General features: G+C 47.9%; 9 protein-coding genes and 4 tRNA genes. All 13 read left to right on the top strand.

The features are described from left to right. Window position 1: 1 nt before the first annotated feature. The 13 genes from J3369_RS11030 to J3369_RS10970 all read left to right on the top strand — a co-directional run bounded on the left by J3369_RS11030 (window position 2) and on the right by J3369_RS10970 (window position 10,541). Window positions 2-93 (top strand) — tRNA-Ser (locus J3369_RS11030). A gap of 277 nt (window positions 94-370) precedes the next feature. After that, window positions 371-2,470, top strand: a complete 2,100-nt coding sequence (ovoA, locus tag J3369_RS11025) for a 5-histidylcysteine sulfoxide synthase (RefSeq protein ID WP_349586706.1) — start codon at window positions 371-373, stop codon at window positions 2,468-2,470. After that, window positions 2,470-3,609 carry an aminotransferase class I/II-fold pyridoxal phosphate-dependent enzyme gene (locus tag J3369_RS11020; RefSeq protein WP_349586703.1) on the top strand — a complete coding sequence of 380 codons (1,140 nt, stop codon included), beginning with the start codon at window positions 2,470-2,472 and terminating at the stop codon, window positions 3,607-3,609. Before ovoA ends, J3369_RS11020 begins: the two co-directional genes overlap by 1 nt. Window positions 3,610-3,691: 82 nt before the next feature. Beyond that, window positions 3,692-4,384: a pirin family protein gene (locus J3369_RS11015; protein WP_349586701.1), complete on the top strand. Its 693-nt coding sequence runs from the start codon at window positions 3,692-3,694 to the stop codon at window positions 4,382-4,384. Between the two features lie 115 nt (window positions 4,385-4,499). Further along, on the top strand, window positions 4,500-5,144 hold the full coding sequence (gene uvrY / locus J3369_RS11010; protein ID WP_303574697.1) for a UvrY/SirA/GacA family response regulator transcription factor: 645 nt from the start codon (window positions 4,500-4,502) through the stop codon (window positions 5,142-5,144). 5 nt (window positions 5,145-5,149) lie between these two features. Then, on the top strand, window positions 5,150-6,967 hold the full coding sequence (gene uvrC, locus J3369_RS11005) for an excinuclease ABC subunit UvrC (RefSeq protein WP_349586698.1): 1,818 nt from the start codon (window positions 5,150-5,152) through the stop codon (window positions 6,965-6,967). 74 nt (window positions 6,968-7,041) lie between these two features. Beyond that, window positions 7,042-7,614: a CDP-diacylglycerol--glycerol-3-phosphate 3-phosphatidyltransferase gene (gene pgsA / locus J3369_RS11000; protein WP_349586696.1), complete on the top strand. Its 573-nt coding sequence runs from the start codon at window positions 7,042-7,044 to the stop codon at window positions 7,612-7,614. 277 nt (window positions 7,615-7,891) lie between these two features. Further along, window positions 7,892-7,967: transfer RNA gene (locus tag J3369_RS10995), tRNA-Gly, on the top strand. 4 nt (window positions 7,968-7,971) lie between these two features. Beyond that, window positions 7,972-8,045 (top strand) — tRNA-Cys (locus tag J3369_RS10990). A gap of 54 nt (window positions 8,046-8,099) precedes the next feature. After that, window positions 8,100-8,186 (top strand) — tRNA-Leu (locus tag J3369_RS10985). 154 nt (window positions 8,187-8,340) lie between these two features. Next, a complete protein-coding gene (locus tag J3369_RS10980; protein WP_349586694.1) occupies window positions 8,341-9,174 on the top strand; it encodes a sulfurtransferase in 834 nt (277 codons plus the stop codon). Further along, complete coding sequence (cobB, locus tag J3369_RS10975; RefSeq protein WP_349586692.1) at window positions 9,171-9,905, top strand: Sir2 family NAD+-dependent deacetylase; 735 nt, start codon at window positions 9,171-9,173, stop codon at window positions 9,903-9,905. The genes J3369_RS10980 and cobB overlap by 4 nt, the downstream gene beginning before the upstream one ends. Continuing rightward, entirely contained in the window at window positions 9,906-10,541 is a 636-nt protein-coding gene (locus tag J3369_RS10970) for a LysE family translocator (RefSeq protein ID WP_303574693.1), read from the top strand. The last annotated feature ends 40 nt before the right edge of the window (window positions 10,542-10,581 follow it).

Below are 10,581 nucleotides of genomic sequence, written 5' to 3'. Positions count from 1 at the left end.
CGGAGAGATGGCAGAGTCCGGCTGAATGCACCTGACTTGAAATCAGGCGAAGGGTCAAACCTTCCGGGGGTTCGAATCCCTCTCTCTCCGCCACATTCCTAAAAGGCCCGCTTATTTTAAGCGGGCCTTTTTACTTTTTGCACCGTTTAAACGGTTGAAACTTTCCGGTCACACAATTCCATTACATTTAATTCATTGATCTCAGTGGTGCTCTTTCCGTATTCCCACGGTAAGGTCTGGAATTCTGCTACTGTTTTCTGTACAAAAGATCAGATGGCTCCCGCCAGTGTTGTCAGGTACCGGCCTCGATTCTAAACAAAGAAACCATAACAGAGATACACCTAATAAAAATTCACCATCCGGGGTTTTCATGAACGCTCTTCATACACCACATCTGAAACAGGGAACTGTTGAAGAAAAAAGAAAAGAATTCTTGGCTTATTTTCAACAGTCTTTTGACCGTTACGAAAGTCTTTTCTCGTTATTAAAATCAGACGACGCTTACTATCAGCGGCCGGAAAAATTACGTCATCCGCTTATTTTCTATTACGGTCATACTGCCACTTTTTTTATTAATAAACTGGTACTGGCGAAACTTATTAATGACCGTATCAATCCTGATTTTGAATCTTTGTTTGCCATCGGTGTCGATGAGATGAGTTGGGATGACCTCAATGATGCTCACTATGACTGGCCTGCCGTTGAAGAAGTCACTGCCTACCGTGCTCAGGTAAGACGCCTGGTCAGCGACTTAATTCTGACAATGGATTTTTCATTACCCATAGACTGGGAAAGCCCCATGTGGCCTGTACTGATGGGCATTGAGCATGAAGGCATTCACCTTGAAACGTCTTCTGTTCTCATCCGCCAGTTACCCCTGCGATTCGTACAACCCCAACCGGAATGGGCACCGTATCCGGAGTCCGGTGAAGCTCCTGACAATACTTTGCTTCCCGTGCCCGGCGGAATAGTCTCAGCAGGTAAAGCATTTAACGCAGACTACTATGGCTGGGACAACGAATACGGTGAGCACAGTGCAGAAGTAAAACCTTTTTCTGCGTCACAGTATCTGGTCAGTAACGGTGAATTTCTCGCGTTTGTGAAAGATGGTGGTTACGCTCAGCCCCAATTGTGGGAAGAGGAGGGCAGGCAATGGCTGTCCTATACCGGCGCCAGGCACCCTGTATTCTGGCGGGAACAGGGAAATAGCTATGTTTACCGCACGCTGGCAACAGAAATTCCGCTGCCGGAAGACTGGCCTGTGGACGTCAATTACCATGAAGCAAAGGCCTTTTGTAACTGGCTGTCAAAGCGAACAGGCAAGCATATTCAGTTACCGGTAGAAGATGAGTGGCTGCGTTTGTGTGAACACGCAGGGATGAAAGAGTCACTATGGCGCGAAGAGTGGAACACAGGTCTGCATCATGGTGCATCATCAGCACCGGTGAACCTGTTCTCAATGGGGGGCTTTTACGATGTGGCGGGTAATGTGTGGCAGTGGACAGAAACGCCCATCTATCCCTTCGACGGTTTCAAGGTGCATCCTCTGTATGATGATTTCACCACGCCGACTTTTGACAATAAGCACAATTTATTTAAAGGTGGTTCATGGATTTCGACGGGAAATGAAGCCATGGCGCACAGTCGTTATGCCTTCCGTCGTCATTTTTTCCAGCACGCGGGTTTCCGTTATGTTGAATCTACCGAGGTAATTAAAGTGAACGATCTCGATTACGAGAGTGACACGCAGGTATCACAGTACAGTGAATTTCACTATGGCAATACGTATTACGGTGTGCCAAATTTTGGGGCCGCATCTGTAGCTTTTGCCATGCAGTTTACCGGTGCAAAACCCAAAGCCAGGGCGTTAGATTTGGGCTGTGCAACAGGCCGCGCTTCATTTGAGCTGGCTAAGTACTTCGACCACGTTGACGGCATCGATTTTTCTGCACGCTTTATTAAGACCGCTTTTGCCATGCAGGAACACGGTGAGATCCGTTACAACCTGATTGAAGAAGGCGAGTTGACTGAATTTAAAGTGGCAAAACTGGCAGACCTTGGCCTAAGCGAAAATAAAGACAGAGTGCATTTTGCCCAGGGCGATGCCTGTAACCTGAAGCCCCAGTTTACCGGTTATGATCTTATCCTTATGAGCAATCTGATTGACCGTGTTTACGAACCCGCCCGGTTACTCGAAAGCATTCGTGAACGGTTAAATCCGGGAGGATTGCTGATCATTGCATCGCCGTTTACCTGGTTAGAAGAATACACTGCCAGAGAAAACTGGCTCGGTGGCTATAAAGACGCGAATGGTGAAACACTCACGTCGACGATGGCACTGGAACAAACCTTAGGCGATGATTTCCGTCTTGTGGCTGCCCCGCAGGATATTCCCTTTGTGATAAGAGAAACGAAGAGAAAATTCCAGCATTCACTATCTGAATTTAATGTCTTTGAACGGATAAGTTAGTGCAAGAATTTCAGCAGCGGTTTAACAGTGGTTCGCTAAAATTTGATGATGTAAAAAATCGTTATGGCGCATCTGATAAACCGGTATTTCCCCTGTGGGTGGCGGATACGGATTTTCCGCCACCGGAAATGGTCAACCATGGTCTTTCCCGCTTCCTGTCTTCTCATTTTGGTTATCAGCAACTTGCTGTTACTGCCGCTGTCAGTCAGTGGCACTGGCGGAGAGGGGAATATATAGATGAATCTTCCATTGTAGATTGCTGCAGTATTATCGCTGCAATGGGCATTGCCCTGGAATGTCTGACGCGGCCCGGCGATAAGGTGGGGATATTCATACCTTCTTACGGGCCGTTTTTCGCCGTGACAGAAAAAACACAACGCAAAGTTTGCCCGCTGACGTTGGATATCAACGATGGCAATGTTCACATAGATTTATCGTCACTGCCGGATGACTTATCTGCTGTATTGCTCTGTAATCCTCATAATCCAACCGGCCGGCTCTGGCAACGAGACGAACTGGAGGCGCTGGCTGAGTGGTGTACTCAGAGAAACATTCCGTTAATTTGTGACGAAGTTCACCGCGGTTTTATTGCTGAAGGAAACGAATTTGTTTCTCTGACCAGTATCGGGGATGAATATCAAAACAATACAATTGTGCTGCAATCGCCATCTAAATCCTACAATCTCGCCCATGTTCCGGCGGCAGCCTACGCCATTGTTTTTAATCAGCAATGGCGGGATGCAGTCCGCGCAGCGATCACCCGTTCCCACTTGTTTGCAGGCGCACTGGCAAGACAGGCATTAGTTCTGGCATACGACGAGCTTAACGATTTATGGCTGCAGACTATGGAAGAAAAGATCAGTGAAAACCGCGCTCTTCTCACCGGACTACTGCACAACTCATCTTTACTCGCCTGCATACCACAGTCGACCTTTTTTCTCTGGCTGGATCTTCGCGATTATCTGAATCATGTCGCTCCCGGCAGTGCCGCTGAGTACCTGTTCAAATGTACCGGCATTGCTGCCAATGACGGGGCCGACTTCCGTGCTCCCGGTTTTGTCCGGCTTAATTTTGCCACCTCAAGCGAGGTGATAAAGCATGTTGGCGAATTGCTGCTCACCATTAGTTCTAATAAATAGAACATTTCGTTGTAGATAATGGAGTATTAATCCTGGTTAACAGGACTACACTAAGCCTGTCCAATTTTTCCGGAGTATTAGTATGCGTTACATTCGCAGAGCAGATGCCAGAGGCAAAGCTGATTTTGGCTGGCTGCAATCAAAACATACCTTTTCCTTTGGCCGCTACTATGATGCTGAGCACATGGGAATTTCGGTACTCAGAGTCATAAATGACGATAACGTCGCGCCGGGACGTGGTTTCGATACTCATGGTCACCGCGATATGGAAATTATTTCTTATGTAACCAGTGGTGCGCTGGCACATAAAGACAGCACAGGGAACAGTGATACGATTCCGGCCGGAGACATTCAACGCATGTCTGCCGGTACAGGGATCCGGCATTCCGAATACAATGCGTCGCAGACTGATCCAGTACACTTTTTACAAATTTGGGTGCTGCCTGCAGAAACAGGTATCGCGCCGGGTTATGAACAGAAAACCATCGCTCAGAAAGGGGCGCTCACAGCTCTGGTGACACCGGACGGTGCTGACGGTACAGTAAAGGTACATCAGGATATGTCATTACACCGCTTAATATTAAAAGAAGGTGAGGGCATTACATTGTCAACAGGTAGCCGGCTTGGCTATCTGCATCTGATTAAAGGTGACCTGACACTGGAAGGTGATGAATTTTCAGCCGGTGACGGCATCGGCGTCTATCAGGATGACATGCTTAAACTCACTGCCGGGACTGACACAGAAGCATTGTGGTTTGATTTACCACAGCTTTGATCGCCTTTCTTACGGCAGCATGTTCACAGCCGCAGATATCATGTTATTATGCCCGTGGTGGTAAACAGACCGCTAATCAAATCAATAATAACGATGATTCAGTGAGCAAAAAAACGTGATTAAGATTATCCTGGCAGATGACCATGAACTGGTCAGAACAGGGATTCGACGTATTCTGGACGATGTATCCGACTTCAAAGTTGTAGCCGAGTCGAAAAACGGGGAAGACGCTGTTAAACATTGCAGAACTGATGCGCCCGACATTGTCCTGATGGACGTCAATATGCCCGGCATGGGCGGACTGGAAGCCACTAAAAAAATTGTACGAATGTCTGAGAATACGCGGGTGATTTGTTTGTCTATGCATACAGAACACCCCATTCCCACGCAGGTTATGCAACTTGGTGCATTCGGATTTTTAACCAAAGACGCTGATCCGGAAGAGATGATCAGGGCTATCTACAAGGTACATTCCGGTCAGAAGTATCTGCCTGCGGATATCGCTGAAAGTATTGCTATGCGGCGTATTATTCCGGAAAGCGACAATCCTTTCGATTCGCTTTCTACCCGTGAGCTGAATATTGCTATGCGTCTGACCAAAGGTCAGAAGGTACCTGAAATTGCCAGCGAACTTTGTATTAACCCGAAAACTGTTAACAGTTACCGCTACCGGATGTTTGAAAAGCTGGGGGTATCCACTGATGTGGAACTGACTCACCTGGCGCTACGACACAAACTCATCGATTCTAATTTGCTTTAATTTCAATGCCGGCATTTGATCACAACGCGTTTCTTAAAAACCTGACCAGTCAGCCCGGTGTCTACCGGATGTACAACGAGCAGGGCGATGTGATTTATGTCGGTAAAGCAAAGAATCTTAAAAACCGCGTATCCAGTTATTTCCGCAAGAACGTAGATAACGCTAAAACCCGTTCTCTGGTGGCAAACATTGCCTCAATGGACGTCACTGTGGTGAACAGTGAAACCGAAGCGTTTCTGCTGGAAAATAACTTCATTAAGAAGTACAAACCCCGTTATAACGTGGTGATGCGGGATGATAAGTCTTATCCGTTTATTTTCCTTTCTGCCCACGAGCATCCCAGGTTGTCTTTTCACCGGGGCCCGCAAAAAAAGAAGGGTGAATATTTCGGCCCTTATCCCAGTGCATGGGCTGTTCGCGAAAGCCTGCGTACCATGCAAAAGATTTTCCCGGTGAGACAGTGCGAAGACAGTTATTACCGTGCCCGCAGCCGTCCCTGCCTGCAATATCAAATGCAGCGTTGCAGCGCCCCTTGTGTGGAAGGCTATGTCAGTGATGAGGAATATCAGGAGCAGGTCCAGCTTGCGCGCTTATTTCTGAACGGGAAAAATCAGCAGGTCATCGGCACGCTGGTTGATAAAATGGAAAAGGCCAGTGAGCAACTGAATTTCGAAGCTGCTGCACGTTACCGTGACCAGATAAATGTACTGCGTAAAGTGCAGGAACAGCAATGGGTGTCCGGTACACAGGATGAAATGGATGTTTTCGGCTTCGCAGTGCGGGGGAATATGGCGTGCATTCAGGTTATGTTTATCCGCGACAGTCAGTTGCTGGGCTCGAAAGCCTATTTCCCTAAAGTGCCTGCATCTGCCAGTGAAGATGAAATCTTTGAGTCGTTCTTTCTGCAGTTTTATCTTTCAGGTAATAAAATTATTCCGAAACAAATTGTGTTGCCCCGCGCATTAACCGAAGAAGACAGTATTCTTGATGTGTTATGCGAAGAAGCAAAACGCAAAGTTAAGATATTTAAAGGTGCACGGGAAGAAAAGCGCCGGTATCTGAAACTGGCTCAAACCAATGCTGAAAATGCACTGGATGCCCAGTACAGTCAGCAGAAATCTGTGCATGCCAGATACCTGGACTTAGAAGATATCCTTGAACTTGATACGCCGGTACAGCGTATGGAGTGTTTCGACATCAGTCATACATCCGGTCAGCAAACCGTGGCGTCCTGTGTGGTGTTTAACCGTGAGGGGCCACATAAAAGCGACTATCGCCGGTACAATATTGAAGGTATAACGCCGGGTGACGACTACGCCGCGATGGCTCAGGCGCTCAGACGCCGCTATAAGAACGTTAAAGAGGTCAGTAAAATTCCTGACATCCTATTTATTGATGGCGGTAAAGGGCAACTGGCACAAGCTGAGTCATTTTTTGAAGACTGGCCGGAAGATAAAAAGCCCATGCTTATCGGTGTGGCGAAAGGCACAACCCGGAAACCCGGACTGGAGACGCTTATCCTGGCCGGTTCTCATGAAACCATTCCTATGGAAAGTCACTCACCTGCGCTACATCTTATACAGCATATCAGGGATGAGTCTCACCGGTTTGCCATTACCGGGCACAGAAACCGCCGGCAAAAAGTTAAAACGACCTCCAGTCTTGAATCGATTCCCGGTATCGGAGCGAGGCGCAGACAAAGCCTGCTTAAATACATGGGCGGTTTGCAGGGTTTGAAAAAAGCCAGCAAAGATGAGATTGCAAACGTCCCCGGGATCAGTGCTGAGCTGGCGGAAACCATTTACGATCATCTGCATCTTTAAGCAGGTGAATAATCAGGGACGTGTTACCATGCTTACCTGTGTGATGTCATTGATGAAAATTGAGAAGTAATAATATGTGGACGGTACCAAATATCATCACGCTTTTTCGTGTTGTGCTTATTCCTGTATTCGTGGTGGTGTATTTTCTTGACTGGCGCTGGGCAAAAGAGGCTGGTGCCTTTGTATTCTGGCTCGCAGCCATAACTGACTGGTTTGACGGTTATCTGGCAAGAAAGCTGAAACAGTCAACACCGTTCGGTGCTTTCCTTGACCCTGTGGCGGATAAACTCATTGTTGCAACGGCACTGATCATGATTACCCATACCTATGGTTCTTTGTGGATCACGCTTCCGGCTATCGCTTTAATGGTGCGAGAAATTTATATTTCAGCATTACGTGAATGGATGGCACAGCGGGGGTACAGCGATACGGTAAAAGTCAGCTTTATCGGTAAAGCGAAAACCATGGCGCAGATGCTGGCATTAATCGGATTGTTATCAGGCCTCGAAACGTTTATGGGCTTCCCCATTTATTGGGTAACACTGGGGCATATTCTGCTTTATATAGCGGCAGTTTTGTCTGTCTGGTCCATGCTTGTGTATACCGGCGCGGCCTGGAAGCATATCTCCGGACGTCATAAGCCATAAGGGTTGGCTGGATGTTGTGCAATACGAATAAAAAAAAAGCAAACAGACAGCAAATTAAGTATTTAGGTGTATTTTGATGGTTTTTGCTGTTGACAGTTTTGTCCGTGCAGGTAGAATGCACCCCACGTTTCAGAGAGCAGCAGCGAACTGAAACAGCAGCAGAAATGCTTATGCGGGAATAGCTCAGTTGGTAGAGCATGTACCTCGTCACGAAGTGATTGCCAAGCTTGGCAAGTTTCGGAGATACAGACTTAATCAGCGGCAGGAACGCAAATATGCGGGAATAGCTCAGTTGGTAGAGCACGACCTTGCCAAGGTCGGGGTCGCGAGTTCGAATCTCGTTTCCCGCTCCAAATTGGCGGAATGGCAGAATGGCTATGCAGCGGATTGCAAATCCGTGGATCTCGGTTCGACTCCGGGTTCCGCCTCCATCATCGCAGCAGCGATAACAGGTTCCAACCTGTACCAGTCGAAAGACAACCCAGGCCCGGGTGGTGAAATTGGTAGACACAAGGGATTTAAAATCCCTCGCTGGTAACAGCGTGCCGGTTCAAGTCCGGCCCCGGGCACCATTTCTTAATGATCTCAATTTTTAATCAACCATCCATAGCTTAAATCACTAAATTTTCAAATTTGTGACGATAATTGGCTGTATTTTTAGGATGAATCTTCGTATAGTGATTGAATCGTGCAGTTTTATTTACAGCCGTTCTAAGCAGGGACGTAATGAATCGATTCTTAATCTCAGCCGGTACACTTCGGCAAACTCTTGATGAAAATGCCACTTGCGTACTCCGTGCCATTATGTCGGATCCTGTAAACGGTACTGCTGATATTTCCGGTTCACAAATTATACCCGGCGCCCTTGATATTAATATTGATGAAGAAGGCAGTGACCATTCAGGAGATTTGCCGCATACAAATCTTTCTCCTGATGCGCTGGCGGTATTACTGGGAAGCTTAGGCATTACCGAAAATAGTGATGTTGTGGTTTATGATAATCGTGGCATGTTTACGGCACCACGGCTTTGGTGGATGCTAAAAGCAGCCGGCCATGATAAAGTGACTGTATTAGACGGCGGCTGGCCAGCCTGGCAAGCAGCGGGCTATCCTGATTCCGGAGCGGCCCCGCAAAGCGGGAATGCACTTTACAATCCGTCTTCGCCTGTCCGCAAATGGTTTGTTAATGCTGAAGAAGTCAGCAACGCACTTTCACAAGATATCCAGATTATCGACGCCAGAAGCGAAGCCCGCTTTTATGGCGAAGTAGAAGAGCCCAGACAAGGACTACGTCGGGGTCACATGCCCGGCGCGTTTAATTTGCCTTTTCAATGTGTATTAGACAACGGATGTTTTAAATCACCGGAAGCACTCAAACAGATTTTTGCAGACAAAGGGATCGACCTTGATAAACCAATCATCTGCAGTTGTGGCTCCGGTGTTACAGCATGTATTACCGGCATGGCCGCTCTGTTATGTGGTGCCACAGACGTATCCGTTTATGATGGCGCATGGGCAGAGTGGGGAGCTAATTCACACTTTCCTGTGGAGGTTAAATGATGAGCAATAAACCACGTGTCGTCGTGTTAACCGGGGCAGGTATTTCAGCGGAATCCGGTTTGAAGACATTCCGCGACAGCAATGGCTTATGGGAAAACCATAAAGTTGAGGATGTTGCGACACCTGAGGCGTTTGCTGCAAATCCTGAACTGGTTTACCGCTTTTATAATGCACGGCGGGCACAATTGCAGGAACCCGGTGTGTTACCTAATGCTGCACACAGTGCACTGGCCAGACTTGAAAAGCAGCTTGGTAAAGACTTTCTGCTTGTAACCCAGAACGTGGACGACCTTCACGAGCGAGCCGGCAGTCAGCGCATGATTCACATGCACGGAAAGTTACTCTCAGCCCGTTGTACTGGTTCCGGCCAGTCTCACTCCCGGGATGAGTCTTTTGATGATCAAACCCCTTGCCCGTGTTGCACACCTTCTGCAGGTCTTCGTCCTGACATTGTGTGGTTTGGTGAGATGCCGCTGCAAATGGATGATATAATCCTGGCTTTGACTAAAGCGGATTTGTTTATCTCAGTGGGGACATCAGGTCAGGTTTATCCGGCAGCCGGCTTTGTGCAGGTTGCGAAGGACAGCGGAGCCAGAACTGTGGAGCTGAATCTTCAACCCAGTGATCGCTGCGACATGTTCGATGAGTCATACCACGGCCCGGCGTCTAAAGTTGTTCCTAACTTTGTCGACAGTCTGCTTGAAGAGTTATCACTGACCGCCATGTTGTAAATGTCGCCGTATTTTGATGAATTTATTACTATCGCTCTGGTACACCTGCTGGCAGTAGCCAGCCCGGGGCCTGATTTTGCTGTAGTGGTGCGTAACAGTGTTGCTTATGGTCGCAGGACAGCCATGTTTACCAGTGTGGGGATTGGCGTGGCAATTCTGGTCCATGTGGCTTACTCACTCGTCGGAATTAGCGTACTTCTGAAAACCACCCCCTGGCTGTATACCGCGTTTACCTATATTGCCGCAGCCTACCTGTTATATCTCGCTTCGGGAGCGCTAAGAAGCGGCCCTGCACAGACAAACAATGAAGCAGGTGCTGAAATCGCCGCTAAACAACCGGCTATCAGCGCTAAAAAAGCGTTCATTCAGGGTTTTCTTACCAATGGCCTTAACCCTAAGGCCACTTTATTTTTCCTGTCACTGTTCACTGTCATCATTGACTCACAAACACCATCAGATATCCGGTTAATGTACGGGCTTTACCTGTCTTTCGCGACGGGGGCGTGGTTTTGTCTGCTTTCCTATTTGCTCAGCACCAGTCGTGTTGCAGGCGCTATCCGGTCAAAAGGCTACTGGCTCGACCGGGCCATGGGCGTTTTACTCATCGGGCTGGCTGTGAAGTTAGTCTTAGCGTAGTAGGCAATCTGGCCCATTGGGGTATAATCGCCACAACTTA

Origin of the sequence: Alteromonas sp. NFXS44, assembly GCF_040148705.1 — a bacterium.
In the GTDB taxonomy this organism is placed as follows: Bacteria; Pseudomonadota; Gammaproteobacteria; order Enterobacterales; family Alteromonadaceae; genus Alteromonas.
This window is presented reverse-complemented; position numbering and strand designations above follow the sequence as displayed.